The organism is Streptomyces sp. L-9-10 (genome assembly GCF_004151105.1).
In the GTDB taxonomy this organism is placed as follows: domain Bacteria; phylum Actinomycetota; class Actinomycetes; order Streptomycetales; family Streptomycetaceae; genus Streptomyces.
In genome coordinates this window covers 70,310-85,721 of record NZ_PHRF01000152.1, presented here as the reverse complement: position 1 = coordinate 85,721, position 15,412 = coordinate 70,310, and the positions used below count along the sequence as shown (strand labels likewise).

General features: G+C 70.4%; 13 protein-coding genes and 1 pseudogene. 9 read left to right on the top strand and 5 right to left on the bottom strand.

Going from position 1 to position 15,412, the window contains the following annotated elements; all coding sequences use genetic code 11:
* Window positions 1-34: 34 nt before the first annotated feature.
* The 3 genes and pseudogenes from CU044_RS31620 to CU044_RS31610 form a co-directional block, all read right to left on the bottom strand.
* Window positions 35-850, bottom strand: coding sequence for an SAM-dependent methyltransferase (locus tag CU044_RS31620; protein WP_129772254.1), 816 nt, complete (start codon window positions 848-850; stop codon window positions 35-37).
* A 126-nt stretch (window positions 851-976) separates the two neighbouring features.
* A pseudogene (locus CU044_RS31615) lies at window positions 977-1,720 on the bottom strand (glycerophosphodiester phosphodiesterase); the annotation flags it as partial.
* Between the two features lie 2 nt (window positions 1,721-1,722).
* A complete protein-coding gene (locus CU044_RS31610; RefSeq protein WP_129772172.1) occupies window positions 1,723-2,748 on the bottom strand; it encodes an adenosine deaminase in 1,026 nt (341 codons plus the stop codon).
* 167 nt (window positions 2,749-2,915) lie between these two features.
* Between CU044_RS31610 and CU044_RS31605 the strand changes: the two genes are divergently transcribed.
* On the top strand, window positions 2,916-3,716 hold the full coding sequence (locus CU044_RS31605) for a DUF4190 domain-containing protein (protein ID WP_129772171.1): 801 nt from the start codon (window positions 2,916-2,918) through the stop codon (window positions 3,714-3,716).
* On the opposite strand, the gene CU044_RS31600 is transcribed toward CU044_RS31605, so the two are convergent.
* Window positions 3,706-4,329 carry an NADAR family protein gene (locus CU044_RS31600; RefSeq protein ID WP_240045973.1) on the bottom strand — a complete coding sequence of 208 codons (624 nt, stop codon included), beginning with the start codon at window positions 4,327-4,329 and terminating at the stop codon, window positions 3,706-3,708. The two genes, CU044_RS31605 and CU044_RS31600, sit on opposite strands and share 11 nt — an antisense overlap.
* A 211-nt stretch (window positions 4,330-4,540) precedes the next feature.
* Between CU044_RS31600 and CU044_RS31595 the strand changes: the two genes are divergently transcribed.
* The 8 genes from CU044_RS31595 to CU044_RS31560 all read left to right on the top strand — a co-directional run bounded on the left by CU044_RS31595 (window position 4,541) and on the right by CU044_RS31560 (window position 14,448).
* Complete coding sequence (locus CU044_RS31595) at window positions 4,541-6,061, top strand: gamma-aminobutyraldehyde dehydrogenase (protein WP_129772169.1); 1,521 nt, start codon at window positions 4,541-4,543, stop codon at window positions 6,059-6,061.
* A 42-nt stretch (window positions 6,062-6,103) separates the two neighbouring features.
* The gene (locus CU044_RS31590; protein ID WP_129772168.1) at window positions 6,104-7,351 is read left to right on the top strand and encodes a spermidine/putrescine ABC transporter substrate-binding protein; all 1,248 of its coding nucleotides are present in this window, start codon (window positions 6,104-6,106) and stop codon (window positions 7,349-7,351) included.
* Window positions 7,352-7,426: 75 nt separating this feature from the next.
* A complete protein-coding gene (locus tag CU044_RS31585; RefSeq protein WP_129772167.1) occupies window positions 7,427-8,593 on the top strand; it encodes an ABC transporter ATP-binding protein in 1,167 nt (388 codons plus the stop codon).
* On the top strand, window positions 8,590-9,522 hold the full coding sequence (locus tag CU044_RS31580; protein WP_129772166.1) for an ABC transporter permease: 933 nt from the start codon (window positions 8,590-8,592) through the stop codon (window positions 9,520-9,522). The genes CU044_RS31585 and CU044_RS31580 overlap by 4 nt, the downstream gene beginning before the upstream one ends.
* A complete protein-coding gene (locus tag CU044_RS31575) occupies window positions 9,522-10,316 on the top strand; it encodes an ABC transporter permease (RefSeq protein ID WP_129772165.1) in 795 nt (264 codons plus the stop codon). Before CU044_RS31580 ends, CU044_RS31575 begins: the two co-directional genes overlap by 1 nt.
* A gap of 36 nt (window positions 10,317-10,352) precedes the next feature.
* A complete protein-coding gene (locus CU044_RS31570; protein WP_129772164.1) occupies window positions 10,353-11,801 on the top strand; it encodes an FAD-dependent oxidoreductase in 1,449 nt (482 codons plus the stop codon).
* Between the two features lie 177 nt (window positions 11,802-11,978).
* Window positions 11,979-12,467, top strand: a complete 489-nt coding sequence (locus CU044_RS31565) for a hypothetical protein (protein WP_129772163.1) — start codon at window positions 11,979-11,981, stop codon at window positions 12,465-12,467.
* A 154-nt stretch (window positions 12,468-12,621) separates the two neighbouring features.
* Window positions 12,622-14,448 (top strand): glycoside hydrolase family 18 protein, encoded by a 1,827-nt coding sequence (locus CU044_RS31560; RefSeq protein WP_129772162.1) that lies wholly within the window; start codon window positions 12,622-12,624, stop codon window positions 14,446-14,448.
* Here CU044_RS31560 and CU044_RS31555 read toward each other — a convergent pair.
* Window positions 14,402-15,262: a phosphatase PAP2 family protein gene (locus tag CU044_RS31555; RefSeq protein WP_129772161.1), complete on the bottom strand. Its 861-nt coding sequence runs from the start codon at window positions 15,260-15,262 to the stop codon at window positions 14,402-14,404. The genes CU044_RS31560 and CU044_RS31555 overlap by 47 nt on opposite strands.
* Between the last annotated feature and the right edge of the window lie 150 nt (window positions 15,263-15,412).

Below are 15,412 nucleotides of genomic sequence, written 5' to 3'. Positions count from 1 at the left end.
ACCCGCCCCTTGGCTCCTCCCTGTTCCCGGCACGTCAGGGCTTGCGGGCCACCACGCCGAATTGGGCCACCTCCGCCGCGCCGTCGTCCCGGCGCGGGTCGGGGCGCCAGCGCGCGCAGGAGACGATGCCCGGTTCGAGCAGTTCCAGACCGGCCACGAAGGACTCGATGTCCGTCCGGCCGCGGGCGGTGATCGGCGGAGTCGCGTTCTCGTTCCAGAACCGCATGGCCTCGGCGTTGCCGTCGCCGCCCAGCTCCAGCGTGGGGTGGGTGAGCACCAGAAAGCTGCCGGAGGGCACGGCGGCCAGCAGCGTCCGTACGATCGACCGCGCCTCGTCGGTGTCGAGGACGAAGTTCAGGATGCCGAGCAGTATGACCGCCACCGGCTGCCGCAGGTCGAGCGTCGGCTCGACACCGGCCAGGATCCCGTCCGGATCGTGGGCGTCCGCGTCGATGTACTCGGTGACCCCCTCCGCCGAACCCGTCAGCAGCGCGCGGGCGTGCGCCAGCACGATCGGATCGTTGTCGACATAGACGATCCGGGACTCGGGCGCGATCCGCTGCGCCACCTCGTGGGTGTTGTCGACGGTGGGCAGGCCCGTGCCGATGTCCAGGAACTGCCGTACGCCCAGGTCCCCGGCGAGATGCCGGACCGCCCGGCCGAGGAACGCCCGGTCCGCGCGCGCCACTTCCCCGATGCTCGGGTACATGCCGGTGATCCGGTCGCCGACCGCGCGGTCCACCAGATAATTGTCTTTTCCGCCCAACCAGTAGTTCCAGACGCGCGCGTTGTGGGCGATGTCGGAGCGGATACGTCCCGCCGCGCGCGGGTAGTCGTGGTCGTCGGACACATCTGCTCCTCTGCTCCTGTCGCGCCCGCCATGATCACGGGAGGGACCGTCGATCACGGCAGGCGGCTCGTCATCCCCGACCGTATGCCCGGGGGCTCGGGAACGACGAGTCCCCAGGAGCCCGGCCAGGACATCGATCCGGTTGGTGGTGACGGAGTCGACGCCGTGCGCGATCAGCCGGCGCATGCTGCGCCGGGTGTCCGCGGTCCAGGCGGAGACCAGCAGGCCGTCCCGGTGGTTGCGGTCGGCCAGCTCCCGGCTGACCAGCCCGAACCGGTAGTTGAGCCAGCGCGGCCGCACCGCAGCGAGCAGGGCCGGACGCGGAGGCGCGAGCGTTGTCCATGTCATGGCGATCTCGGCGCGCGCGTCCGCCGCGCGGACGGCGAGCATCGCGCCCGGACCCGCGCAGTAGTACACGCGCTCGGCGGCGTCGCAGTCACGCACCGTGCCGATGATCGTGCGTACCGACTCCTCGGTCGCGCCGGGAAGATCCACCATGAAACGCGTCCCGTCCGTGCCCGCGTTCCCGCTGCCCGCGTTCCCGCCGGGCGCCCCGTCCGGGTCCGCCGCCGTGAGCGCCTCGCGCAGCGTCGGGACGCCGCCGTCCGTCAGCGCGCGCAACTCCTCGTACGTCAGCTCCGCCAGCCGCCGGTCATGGCCCCAGAGCCGCTTCAGTGTGGAGTCGTGCAGCAGCACGGGCACGCCGTCGCGGGTGAGCCTGACGTCGATCTCGACCGCGTCCGCGCCCCGCCGCCGCGCGGAGCGCACGGACGGGAGGGTGTTCTCCCGCACGCGGTAGGGATCACCGCGGTGGCCGACGGCGACGACGGTCCGCGCGGCGGTGTCCCGGTCCGTCCGGTCGCCGGCCATCGTCAGCGCGCGAGCCACTGGGCGGTGTACGCGTCGATCTCGGCGGTGAGCCGCTTCTTGCCGTCCGTGTCGAGGAACGAGGCTTCGACACCGTTCTTCGCGAGATCCGCGAGACCGCGCTCGTCCAGGCCGAGCAGCCGGGCGGCCACCCCGTACTCCTTGTTGAGGTCCGTGCCGAACATCGGCGGGTCGTCGCTGTTGACCGTCACCAGCACACCGGCCGCGACCATCGCCTTGATCGGGTGTTCGTCGAGATCGAGAACGGCGCGGGTGGCGATGTTGGAGGTCGGGCACACCTCCAGCGGGACGCGGTGCTCGGCGAGGTACGCGAGCAGCTCCGGGTCCTGGACGGCGCTCGTGCCGTGGCCGATGCGCTCCGCGCCCAGGTCGCGCAGGGCGTCCCAGACCGTCTCCGGGCCCGTCGTCTCACCGGCGTGCGGCACGGAGTGCAGGCCCGCGGCGATCGCACGGTCGAAGTACGGCTTGAACTGCGGCCGGGGCACCCCGATCTCGGGGCCGCCGAGACCGAAGGCGATCAGTCCCTCGGGCCGCAGGTCCACCGCGAGCCTCGCGGTCTCCTCGGCCGCGGGCAGCCCGGCCTCGCCGGGGATGTCGAAGCACCAGCGCAGCACGACCCCGAACTCGGCCTCGGCGCTCTTCCTGGCGTCCTCGATCGCCTCCATGAAGCCCTGCTCCGGGATACCGCGGCTGGTCGAGCTGAACGGGGTGACCGTCAGCTCGGCATAGCGGATGTTCTGGCGGGCCATGTCACGGGCGACCTCGAAGGTCAGCAGCCGGACGTCCTCGGGTGTACGGATCAGATCGACGACGGAGAGATAGACGTCGATGAAGTGCGCGAAGTCGGTGAAGGTGAAGTAGTCGACGAGCGCCTCGGGGTCGGCGGGCACCTTGGAGTCCGCGTGCCTGGCGGCCAGTTCGGCCACGATGCGGGGCGACGCCGATCCGACATGGTGCACATGCAGTTCGGCCTTGGGCAGCCCCGCGATGAAGGGGTGCAGATCGGTCATCGGGGTCCTCCGGATGCTGGGGCGGGTGCCAAGAGGGAGCGGCCGTGGGCAGGGACGGGACGTCCGCACCCTGCCCGGGGCCGCTCGGGTCAGGGATCATCGTAGGCCGGGCCGTTTCCGTGCGGAGCGGAGCCCGTAGCATGACGGAATTACGATGGGGGAGGCCCATGTCAGACAAGAGCGAGCAGCCGCCGGGCGGCTACGAGCCGGGTGATCCGTGGGCTCCGCCCGAGCAGCGGATTCCGCTGGACAAGCCGGCGCCGCTGCCGCCGCCGCCGATATCACCCGGGCTTCCGGGACAGCAGCCGCCGGCAGAGGCCGCGCGGCATCCGCAGCCCCCGCAGCCCCCGCAGCCGTCGGGGGAATCGGTGCACAACATGCCGACGATCATGGATGCGCCGACCGGAGGGCCGCGGTTCGGCGCCGTGCCCCCGCCGCCCACCGCCCCCGGGGGACCTGCCCAGCCCGCCCCCGGTCCTTACGGCTACCCGGGCGCCTCGCCCGTCCAGCACCCCGCCGCTCCGTACGGCGCCGGCGCGGGACCGGGACAGGCCCCGGGCTATGGCTATCCCGGCTACCCCGCCGCCCAGCCCTATCCGGGCATGCCGGGATACGGCCAGCCCGGCTGGCAGCCCCCGGCGAACGGTATGGGCGTCGCCGCGATGGTGCTGGGCATCCTGTCCGTCTGTCTGTTCTGTCTCTATGGCATCGGCGGCATCGTCCTCGGCGTACTCGCGCTGATCTTCGGCATCGTCGGCAGGAAGAGGGTGCAGCGGGGCCAGGCCACCAACGAGGGCCAGGCCCGCGCCGGTGTCATCCTCGGGTCGATCGGTATCGCACTCGGCGTCATCTTCCTCGGCTTCATCATCTGGGGCATCACCCAGGCGATCAACGAGGAGCGGAACAACGACTACGACAGCACCTACGACGACTACAGCACCTCGCTGGTAGTCGACGTCACCCGCTAGACCCGGCCGAGCCAGGGGCCGCGGCCACGGACCCAGTCCCAGTCCCAGTCGCCGTCCCGGTCCCGGCCTCGGTCCGGAGCCGCTCACGCGCCTCCATCAGCGCCAGGCCCAGCAGATTCAGCCCGCGCCAGCGCGCGGGATCCAGCGCCCGCTCGTCGTCCGAGGCCAGCCCGATGCCCCAGATCCGGTCCATCGGGCTGGCCTCGACGAGTATCCGGTCGCCCGTGGCCAGCAGAAATCCGCGCAGCGCGGCATCCTGCCCGAATTTGTGGACGCTGCCCCGCACCACGATGCCGAGGCGCTCGCGCTCCCAGACGGTCTCGTCGAACTCGCGCACCAGCCGTCCCGCCTTCTTGGCGAGCGCGGGATTCGCCGCCTCCAGAACGGCGCGCTCGGCCTCCTCGTCCCCGAAGAGCCGTGCCTTGCCCGCCATCATCCAGTGCTCGGCCGTCGCGTACTCCACCCCGTCCACCGTGAACGGCGACGGCCACCACTGACTGAGACAGCTCGCGCCGAGCGTGCCGTCCCGGCGCGGGGCGTGCCCCCAGAAGAGCAGGTACTTCTCACGCCCCGAATGCCCTGAGCGCCCCGAGGGCTCCGCGTTCTTCCCCATGCATGCGAGTCTGGCAGCCACCACTGACATTCCGTCCGCGGATCAGCACGCTGACGCGACACATGGTCGACCGATTCCGTCGCGTAACCAAAAGGCAACAACGGAATCCCTTGTTGAGGTGGCAGTGCTCTGTCAGGATCGGCACTCAATTGAAGCCGGAACAACAGCCGGAACAACAGCTGACCAACCAGCTGGAACATCGGAGAGCGTCATGGCCAACCGCTTCCAGGTGCGGGACCGCTTCGCGGACGGTGCGCAGTTCATCGGCGGGCGGCCGCGTCCGGGCACCTCGGGACGTACGCACGCCGTCGTGAACCCGGCGACCGGCGAGGAGCTGTACGCGTACGAACTGGCGGGCCCGGCCGATGTCGACGCCGCGGTCGCCGCCGCGCGCGAGGCGTTCCCCGGCTGGTCGGGCACCACCCCGGGGGAGCGTTCCGACGCCCTGCACCGGTTCGCGGCCGTCCTCGCCGAACAGGCCGACGACTTCGCGTACGCCGAATCGCTCCAGTGCGGCAAGCCGATCAAGCTGTCCACCGAGTTCGACGTCCCCGGCACCATCGACAACACCGCCTTCTTCGCGGGCGCCGCGCGCCATCTCCAGGGCGCCTCCGCCGGTGAGTACAGCGCCGATCACACCTCGTACGTACGCCGCGAGCCGATCGGCGTCGTCGGCTCCATCGCGCCCTGGAACTACCCGCTCCAGATGGCCGCCTGGAAGATCCTCCCGGCCGTCGCCGCGGGCAACACCATTGTGCTCAAGCCCGCCGAGAACACCCCCTTCACCTCGCTGATGTTCGCGCGGGCCGCCCAGCGGGCCGGACTGCCCGACGGCGTGATCAACATCGTCAGCGGCGCGGGGCCCGACGCCGGGGAACGTCTCGTCGGCCACCCCGATGTCGTGATGACCTCCTTCACCGGCTCCACCGCCGTCGGAAAGCGCGTCGCCGAGATCGCCACCGCCACCGTCAAACGCCTCCATCTCGAACTCGGCGGCAAGGCGCCCTTCCTGGTCTTCGACGACGCCGACCTGGAAGCCGCCGTCCACGGCGCGGTCGCCGGTTCCCTCATCAACGGCGGCCAGGACTGCACGGCCGCCACCCGCGCCTATGTACAGCGCCCGCTGTACGACGCCTTCGTCGGCGCCGTCGCCGAACTGATGGAGACCGTGCGCATCGGTGACCCCTTCGATCCCGCCACCGACCTCGGCCCGCTGATCTCGCACACCCACCGCGACCGGGTGGCCGGCTTCGTCGACCGGGCGCGCGGATACGCCCGGATCGTCACCGGCGGCGAGGCGCCCGGCGGCGTGTGGAAGGACGGCGCGTACTACCGCCCCACTCTCGTCGCCGGCGCCGCCCAGGACAGCGAGATCGTCCAGTCCGAGATCTTCGGCCCGGTCCTGGCCGTCCTGCCCTTCGACTCCGACGACGAGGGCATCCGGCTCGCCAACGACACCCCGTACGGTCTCGCCGCCTCCGCCTGGAGCCGCGACGTCCACCGGGCCGGCCGGGCCACCCGTGAGATCAAGGCCGGCTGCGTCTGGGTCAACGACCACATCCCGATCATCAGCGAGATGCCACACGGCGGATACAAGGCCAGCGGGTTCGGCAAGGACATGTCGGCGTACTCCTTCGAGGAGTACACGCAGGTCAAGCATGTGATGTACGACAACACCGCGGTGGCCAGGAAGGACTGGCACCGCACGATCTTCGGGGACCGCCCCCAGTGACCGTCCGCCCGCAGTGACCACCCACCCGAAAGGGCACAGCGCATGGAGCAGTACGAGCCCGACCGTCTCTCCGGGGCCCAACTGGCCGCGATGCGACGCAGCCTGACCAGCGGCAGGGGTGCCCTCACCCGCCGTTCCATGCTGCGCGCCACCGGTGTCGGCGCGCTCACGATCGGCGGGCTCGCCGGTCTGAGCGGCTGCGGGATCCCGCCGGCCAAGCGGGAGGGCGACGGCCCCGCGTCCACCGACCACTCGGCCGACGAGAAGCGGGTCGTCTTCTCCAACTGGACCGAGTACATGGACGTCAGCGAGGACGAGAAGCGCTATCCGACGCTGGAGGCGTTCACCAGGCGCACCGGCATCAGCGTCAAGTACACCGCGGACATCAACGACAACGTCGAGTTCTTCGGCAAGATCCAGCCCCAGCTGGCGGCCGGCCAGGACACCGGCCGTGACCTCATATGCGTCACCGACTGGCTCGCCGCCCGGATGATCAGGCTCGGTTACGCGCAGAAGCTCGACCCCGCCCAGCTGCCCCGCGCGTTCGCGAACCTCTCCGACCAGTTCCGCTCACCCGACTGGGACCCGGGCCGCGCCCACAGCTATCCCTGGACCGGAATCCCCACCGTCATCGCCTACAACGCGAAGGCCACCGGCGGACGGACGGTCGACTCGGTGTCCCAGCTGCTCGACGACCCGCGGCTCAAGGGACGCGTGGCCTTCCTCTCCGAGATGCGCGACTCCATCGGAATGACCCTGCTCGATCTGGGCAAGGACCCGGGCAGCTTCACCGACGACGACTTCGACGCCGCCGTCGCCCGTCTCCAGAAGGCCGTCGACAAGAAGCAGATCCGCCGCTTCACCGGCAACGACTACACCGCCGACCTCGACAAGGGCGATATCGCGGCCTGTGTCGCCTGGGCCGGGGACGTCGTGCAGCTCCAGACCGACAACCCGGACATCAAGTTCGCCATCCCCCGCAGCGGCTACATCATCTCCAGCGACAATCTGCTGGTCCCGGCCAAGGCGCGGCACAAGACCAACGCCGAGAAGCTCATCGACCACTACTACCGGCCGCCGGTCGCCGCCCAGCTCGCCGCGTACATCAACTACGTCTGCCCGGTCGACGGGGTGCGCGCCGAACTCACGAAGATCGACAAGTCGATGGCCGACAACACACTGATCCTCCCGGACGCGGCGATGGCCGCCGCCTCGCACGCCTTCCGCTCCCTCAGCGCCGAGGAAGAGACCGCGTACGAGCAGAAGTTCGCCAAGCTCATCGGCGCCTGACGCCGTACCACCCCCATCGCCGGGGACGGCCTGGTCTCAGCCCGTCCACCTCTCTCATCCCCGGGACCGTTACCCATGACAGAGACTGCATCCACCAGCCGGGGCGGCGGCGACGTCCGCCTGTCCGGGATCAGCAAGACGTACGGATCCTTCCGCGCCGTCCAGCCGCTCGATCTCACCGTGCCGCAGGGCTCCTTCTTCGCTCTCCTCGGCGCGTCGGGGTGCGGCAAGACCACCACCCTGCGGATGATCGCGGGCCTGGAGGAGCCGACCACCGGCACGGTCCACCTGGGCGACAAGGACGTCACCGGCCTGCCCCCGTACAAGCGGCCGGTCAACACCGTCTTCCAGAGCTACGCGCTCTTCCCGCACCTCGACATCTACGAGAACGTCGCCTTCGGGCTGCGCCGCCGCGGCATCACGTCCGTACGCAAGCAGGTCGGCGAGATGCTCGATCTCGTCCAGCTCGGCGACTTCGCCAAGCGCAAGCCGCACCAGCTCTCCGGCGGCCAGCAGCAGCGGGTCGCCGTCGCCCGCGCCCTGATCAACCACCCGCAGGTGCTGCTGCTCGACGAACCGCTCGGCGCCCTCGACCTCAAGCTGCGCCGCCAGATGCAGCTGGAGCTGAAGCGCATCCAGACCGAGGTCGGCATCACCTTCATCCATGTCACCCACGACCAGGAGGAGGCCATGACGATGGCCGACACGGTCGCGGTGATGAACGGAGGCGTGGTCGAGCAGCTGGGCAGCCCCGCCGATCTCTACGAGAACCCGGACACCACCTTCGTCGCCAACTTCCTCGGCACCTCCAACCTCATCGAGGCCGAGGTCGCCGAGATCCACGGCGACGACCTGGTGGTCACGGCGGGGGGCGCCACACTGCGGCTGCCCGCGGGGCGGTGCTCCGCCCCGACCTCGCGCGGCGGCAGGCTGCTGGTCGGCATCCGGCCCGAGAAGATCTCGCTGGCGCACGCGGACGACGCGGGTGCCATCCCCGACGGCCGCAACCGCATCACCGGACGGATAGCCGACTCCAGCTTCATCGGGGTCTCCACGCAGTACGTGATCGACAGCCCGGTCTGTCCGGAGTTCGAGGTGTACGCGCAGAACGTCGAGCGGGACAGCCGGCTCGCCCCCGGCGCCGAGGTGGTCCTGCACTGGAACCCGGCGCACAGCTTCGGTCTGGACGCCGCCCAGGATATTGACGCGGGCATCGAGACGGTGGACGAGGAGGTCTCGTGACGCTCACCGAGGCGCCTCCCGCCGCGCCCGCCACCCCGCCGGAACTCCCGGTACGCAAGGCCTCCAGGCGCAAGCGGCTCGTCCCGTACTGGCTGCTGCTGCCCGGCATCCTCTGGCTGCTGGTCTTCTTCGCGCTGCCGATGGTCTACCAGGCCTCGACGTCCGTACAGACCGGCTCCCTGGAGAAGGGCTTCGAGGTCACCTGGCACTTCCAGACCTACTGGGACGCGCTCCAGGAGTACTACCCGCAGTTCGTGCGCTCCCTGCTGTACGCCGGCACGGCCACGCTCCTGTGTCTGCTGCTCGGCTACCCGCTCGCGTATCTCATCGCCTTCAAGGCCGGACGGTGGCGCAATCTGCTGCTGGTCCTCGTCATCGCCCCGTTCTTCACCAGCTTCCTGATCCGTACGCTCGCCTGGAAGACGATCCTCGCCGACGGCGGCACGGTCGTCGGCATCCTGGACTCCCTGCATGTGCTGGACGTGACCAGCTGGCTCGGCTGGACCGAGGGCGACCGCGTGCTCGCCACCCCCATGGCCGTGGTCTGCGGACTCACCTACAACTTCCTGCCCTTCATGATCCTGCCGCTCTACACCTCGCTGGAGCGCATCGACGGGCGGCTGCACGAGGCCGCGGGCGATCTGTACGCCACGCCGCTGACCACCTTCCGCAAGGTGACCTTCCCGCTCTCCCTGCCCGGGGTCGTCTCCGGCACCCTGCTCACCTTCATCCCGGCGAGCGGCGACTACGTCAACGCCGAACTCCTCGGCTCCACCGACACGAAGATGGTGGGCAGCGTCATCCAGACGCAGTTCCTGCGGGTCCTGGACTATCCGACGGCCGCCGCGCTCTCGTTCATCCTCATGGCGATCGTCCTGCTGATGGTCACCTTCTACATCCGCCGAGCAGGGACGGAGGACCTGGTCTGATGCGCTGGCTCCGACGCAACATCGTCGTCATCGCGGGCGTGCTGACGCTCGGCTATCTGATCGTGCCCAACGTCGTCGTGATGGTCTTCTCCTTCAACAAGCCGAACGGGCGCTTCAACTACTCCTGGCAGCGCTTCTCGCTGGACGCCTGGAAGGATCCGTGCGGAGTCGCCGACCTGTGCGGCTCACTGACGCTCTCGCTCCAGATCGCCGCCTGGGCGACGCTCGGCGCCACCGTCCTCGGCACGATGATCGCGTTCGCGCTGGTCCGCTACCGCTTCCGGGCCCGCGGCTCGATCAACTCACTGATCTTCCTGCCGATGGCGATGCCCGAGGTCGTGATGGCCGCCTCGCTGCTGACGCTCTTCCTCAACCTGGGCGCGCAGCTCGGCTTCTGGACCGTGCTCATCGCGCACATCATGTTCTGTCTCAGCTTCGTGGTGACCGCCGTCAAGGCCCGTGTCATGTCGATGGACCCCCGGCTGGAGGAGGCGGCGCGGGATCTCTACGCGGGGCCCGTGCAGACCTTCGTACGGGTCACGCTGCCGATCGCCGCCCCCGGGATCGCGGCGGGCGCCCTGCTCGCCTTCGCGCTCTCGTTCGACGACTTCATCATCACCAACTTCAACGCCGGCTCGACCGTGACCTTCCCCATGTTCGTCTGGGGCTCCGCGCAGCGCGGCACGCCGGTGCAGATCAATGTCATCGGGACCGCGATGTTCGTCATCGCCGTACTGCTGGTGGTCGGCGGCCAGCTGATCAGCAACCGGCGGAAGAAGACCGCCACCGCCTGAGCGGCCCTCACCCTCCCCCGTAAGGAGTTGGAAGACATGGCCCCAAGCGCCATGCGTACCGCCACCGCGGCGCTCTCCGCCGCATCGCTCTCCGACGCCCGGCCGGTCCCGTACTGGCTGGACGACCCCGGCAGGCCGGGAGCCCTGCCGGCCCTCACCGGCGACGAACAGTGCGACCTGCTCGTGATCGGCGGCGGCTACAGCGGGCTGTGGACCGCGCTGCTCGCCAAGGAACGCGATCCGGAACGCGACGTCGTCCTGATCGAGGGCCGCGAGGTGGGCTGGGCCGCCTCCGGCCGCAACGGCGGCTTCTGCGCCGCCTCCCTCACCCACGGCTTCGGCAACGGGCTCGCGCGCTGGCCGGGCGAGCTGCGGAAACTGGAGGAGCTGGGCGAACGCAATCTCGACGCCATCGAGGCGACCGTCGCCCGCTACGCCATCGACTGCTCCTTCGAGCGCACCGGCGAGATCGACGTCGCCACCGAGCCGTACCAGCTGGACGACCTCCACGGGCTGTACGAGGAGGGGAGGCGCCACGGCCGCACCGGGGTGGAGTTGCTCGACCGGGACGCGGTGCGCGCCGAGGTCGACTCGCCGACGTTCCTGGGCGGGCTGTGGGACCGGCGCGGTGTCGCCATGCTGCACCCGGCCAGGCTCGCCTGGGGCCTCAAGCGCGCCTGTGCGGACCTCGGGGTGCGCCTCTACGAGAACACCCCCGGGCTGGAGCTGGCGCGTACCAGGACCGGAGCCGGAGCCGGGTCCGGGATGGCCGTCCGTACGCCGTACGGGCGGGTCTTCGCGCGCAGGGTCGCGCTCGGCACCAATGTGTTCCCCTCGCTGGTCCGACGCGTGCGTCCGTACACCGTCCCGGTCTACGACTACGCGCTGATGACCGAGCCGCTGACCGAGGCACAGCGCGCCGCGATCGGCTGGCAGAACCGTCAGGGACTCGGCGACAGCGCCAACCAGTTCCACTACTTCCGGATCACCGACGACCACCGCGTCCTGTGGGGCGGTTACGACGCGATCTATCCGTACGGCGGGCGGCTCGACACGGCGCTCGACCACCGCCCGGAGACCTATCTCAAGCTCGCCACCCACTTCTTCCGCTGCTTCCCGCAGCTGGAGGGGGTGCGCTTCAGCCATGCCTGGGGCGGTGCCATCGACACCTGTTCGCGCTTCTCGGCCTTCTTCGGTACGGCGTACGACGGCCGGGTCGCGTACGCCGCCGGCTACACCGGGCTCGGCGTCGGGGCGACCCGCTTCGGCGGGGAGGTGATGCTCGACCTCCTGGCGGGCGAACGGACCGAGCGCACCGCGCTGGAGATGGTCAGGAGCAAGCCGCTGCCCTTCCCGCCCGAACCGGCCGCGTGGGCCGGGATCGGACTCACCAAGTGGTCGCTGGCCCGCGCGGACGCCCGGGGCGGACAGCGCAATCTGTGGCTGCGGACCATGGACCGGCTGGGGCTGGGCTTCGACAGCTGAGCCGCGCCGCCGGACCCCGGCGATCCGGATCCGCCGGACCCTGTGATCCGGACGCGAGGGCCCCTGTGATCCAGATCACCGCAAGATCACCGGCCGAACCCGCGTCATCGACCGGCATCCTCCGTGTCTCCTCCTTGTGGACAGATTGTCCAACAATACGGAGGGGAGGCCGGGCAGATGACCGGCTCAGGGGCGAACAGCGCGGTGGAGTGGCTGATTTCGGTGGCACCGGATCCCGAAGCCTGCCGGCGGGAGTGGGAGCGCAACCCCCTGGGGGTGGCTCTCCTGCCCGCGGGCAGGCGCTGGGACGTGCTGATCCTCCCCGGTGAACTGGGCTATCCGACCCTCGACGTGCTGACCAGGCTCGTCGACCGGCCGGGCCCCGTGCTCGCCGACTTCGGCGACGCGCGGATGGGGTTCTTCGTGCCGCCGGGCACGGTCGCGCGCTGGCTCGGTACGGGCGTACGCGGCGCCGGCTCCGGTACCTGGATCGTCGTGCCGTACCCGGGGCGGACGAGCGGCGGCATGCGCTGGCTGATCCCGCCGGACGGCTCGGGCACGCTCACCGACGCGTCACTGCTGGAACTGGCCATGCACGAGGCGGCGGCGAACATCGCCGCGGGGGACCGGGGCGGCGACGGGGGCGGGGAGGGCGGCGCCGCGTGACCCGGGAGCGCGGGGGTGGGAGTGGGTGAGCGGGTTGAGCGGGGGAGCGGGGACGGTTCCGGGATGGCGCTGTCAGAGGTCTTGACCAAGCAATTGGTCTGGACCATGCTGTGCGCGCTCCGCCACCTCATTTCCCCCATGCCCGGAGGCAGTTGTGGAACGCACCAGACGTCCTGCTCTGTACCCAAGACCGGTGGCCGCCCTCGCGGCCGCCGTACTCACCGCGGGCGGACTCGTCGCCGCCGCCCAGACGGCACGGGCCGCCGACGCGGACATCGCCCGCAACGGCGGCTTCGAATCCGGCCTGACCGGCTGGAGCTGTACGGCGGGCAGCGGCGCCGTCGTCACCACCCCCGTCCACGGCGGCAGCGGCGCGCTCAAGGGGACCCCCGCGGGCAGTGACAACGCCAAGTGCTCGCAGACCCTCACGGTCAAGCCGGACTCCGCGTACACACTGAGCTCCTGGGTCCGCGGGGGCTACGTCTATCTCGGCGCCTCCGGCACCGGCACCACCGATGTCTCGACCTGGACGCAGTCCGCGTCCGACTGGCAGAAGCTCACCACGAGCTTCCGCACCGGCCCGAGCACCACCTCGGTGACCGTCTACACCCACGGGTGGTACGGCACGCCCGCCTACTACGCCGACGACCTCACCCTCGTCGGTCCTGGCGGTGCTCCGGAGCAGCCCCCGGCCGTCCCCACCGGCCTGCGGGCCGGCACCGTCACCTCGACCTCCGTGGCGCTCTCCTGGGCGCCCGTCACGGGGGCCACCGGCTACACCGTCTACCGGGGCGGCGCCAGGGCACTGGACGTCAGCGGCACCTCGGCCACCGTCACCGGACTCAGCCCCGCCACGGCGTACAGCTTCCAGGTCGCCGCCACCAACGCCACCGGCGCCTCCACCCTCTCGCCCGCCGTCACCGCCACCACCTCCGCCTCGGGCGGCGGCGGAGGCGGCGGCGCGGACCTGCCCGCCCACGCGCTGGTCGGCTATCTGCACTCCAGCTTCGCCAACGGCTCCGGCTACACGCGGATGGCCGATGTGCCCGCCTCGTGGGACGTCATCAACCTCGCCTTCGGCGAACCCACCTCGGTCACCTCCGGCGACATCCGCTTCAGCCTCTGCCCGGTCGCCGAATGCCCGAACGTCGAATCCGCCGCCGAGTTCAAGGCGGCGATCAAGGCCAAGCAGGCCGCGGGCAAGAAGGTCCTGATCTCCATCGGCGGCGCGAACGGCCAGGTCCAGCTGTCCACCACCGGCGCCCGCGACGCCTTCGTCTCCTCCGTCTCCAAGATCATCGACGAGTACGGTCTGGACGGCCTGGACATCGACTTCGAGGGCCACTCGCTCTCGCTGAACACCGGTGACACCGACTTCCGCAACCCCACGACCCCGGTCGTCGTCAACCTCATCTCCGCGATCAAGACCCTCAAGGCCAAGTACGGCGCGGACTTCGTCCTCACCATGGCCCCCGAGACCTTCTTCGTACAGCTCGGCTACCAGTTCTACGGATCCGGCCCCTGGGGCGGCCAGGACCCGCGCGCCGGCTCGTACCTCCCGGTGATCCACGCGCTGCGCGACGATCTCACCCTGCTGCACGTCCAGGACTACAACTCCGGCCCGATCATGGGTCTGGACAACCAGTACCACTCGATGGGCGGCGCCGATTTCCATATCGCCATGACCGACATGCTGCTCACCGGCTTCCCGGTCGCCGGTGACACCACGAAGGTCTTCCCGGCGCTCCGCCCCGACCAGGTGGCCATCGGCCTGCCGGCCTCGACCCAGGCGGGCAACGGGCACACGTCACCGGCCGAGGTGAACAAGGCGCTGAACTGCCTGACCAAGAAGACCGACTGCGGTTCCTACCAGACCCATGGCACCGGGCCCGCGCTGCGCGGACTGATGACCTGGTCGATCAACTGGGACCGCTTCAACCAGTGGGAGTTCTCGCGGAACTTCGACGCGTACTTCGGCTGACATCGCGCGATCCGGCCACGCGGAGTGCCCGCTCCAGAGCCAGGAGCACCATCCCGCACAGCGCCAGGCTGCCGAGGACGTCCAGCGGCCAGTGGTAGCCACGCAGCATGAGACCGGTGCCCGTCGCCAGGGTGAGCAGGACGGCGGCGGGCACCGCCCGGTTCCGCGGCGGGCCGGGGGCGAGGAGCAGCGCGGCGGCGCCGTACGCGACCATCGCCGTCGCCGTGTGCCCGGACGGGTAGTACCCGGTGGCGTCGGTGAACAGGCCCGGCCGGTCGGTCCAGATCTTGAGCGGTACGACCAGAGCGGGCACGGCTGCCATCGCGAGCGCCGCCGTCAGCGGCCGTGCGCGCTGCCCGCGCCACAGCGTGTATCCGATCGCCACGGCCAGTACGGGCACGGCGACGAACATGCTGCCGAGATCGGCGAAGAATTCCGTCAGTGGTCTGGGCCCCCGGCCCGCGAGCGCGTGACCGGCACGCTCGTCGGCCGAACGCAGCGGTCCGTCGGCGGTCACCTGCCAGGTCACGAGCGCGAAGAGGGCCGCGCACAGCGCGAAGGGAAGCCAGAACCGCCGGGCGGGGCGGGGGAAAAAGGACGGCCGCCCGGGAACAGGGGGGGTAGTTCCGGGGCGGCCGTGCGGACCGGTGTGCCGCACGCCCCGGGGGGTTTGGGGCGGGCGGCCATCCGATCGGTGAGGTGCTCCAGAGCCGGAGGCTCCAGTGGTGTGCGCGAAGGCACGACCAAAGCGGTGCTGGGGATGCCCCGCTCCGGTGTCGCCCGCAGTCCCCTGCGAGCGGGGTGTTTCTCTCATCTGCGGAAACGGTACGTCAGGCACGCGGGCACCGACAGTCCGAAACGCATCCCGCCATCGGCCTCGCACACCTTCTTCACAGGCCCTGACGGGTGTGGCGGACCGGGGCCGCCGCTGCGGGTCCCGGTCCCCGTTCCGGCAGCTCAGACG

What these genes read in the sequence shown, in the direction of transcription:
- CU044_RS31600 (WP_240045973.1), bottom strand. Translation starts at nt 4,329, where the DNA reads ATGGGGAAGAACGCGGAGCCCTCGGGGCGCTCAGGGCATTCGGGGCGT.
- CU044_RS31590 (WP_129772168.1), top strand. Translation starts at nt 6,104, where the DNA reads ATGGAGCAGTACGAGCCCGACCGTCTCTCCGGGGCCCAACTGGCCGCG.
- CU044_RS31595 (WP_129772169.1), top strand. Translation starts at nt 4,541, where the DNA reads ATGGCCAACCGCTTCCAGGTGCGGGACCGCTTCGCGGACGGTGCGCAG.
- CU044_RS31585 (WP_129772167.1), top strand. Translation starts at nt 7,427, where the DNA reads ATGACAGAGACTGCATCCACCAGCCGGGGCGGCGGCGACGTCCGCCTG.
- CU044_RS31570 (WP_129772164.1), top strand. Translation starts at nt 10,353, where the DNA reads ATGGCCCCAAGCGCCATGCGTACCGCCACCGCGGCGCTCTCCGCCGCA.
- CU044_RS31565 (WP_129772163.1), top strand. Translation starts at nt 11,979, where the DNA reads ATGACCGGCTCAGGGGCGAACAGCGCGGTGGAGTGGCTGATTTCGGTG.
- CU044_RS31555 (WP_129772161.1), bottom strand. Translation starts at nt 15,262, where the DNA reads ATGAGAGAAACACCCCGCTCGCAGGGGACTGCGGGCGACACCGGAGCG.
- CU044_RS31575 (WP_129772165.1), top strand. Translation starts at nt 9,522, where the DNA reads ATGCGCTGGCTCCGACGCAACATCGTCGTCATCGCGGGCGTGCTGACG.
- CU044_RS31605 (WP_129772171.1), top strand. Translation starts at nt 2,916, where the DNA reads ATGTCAGACAAGAGCGAGCAGCCGCCGGGCGGCTACGAGCCGGGTGAT.
- CU044_RS31610 (WP_129772172.1), bottom strand. Translation starts at nt 2,748, where the DNA reads ATGACCGATCTGCACCCCTTCATCGCGGGGCTGCCCAAGGCCGAACTG.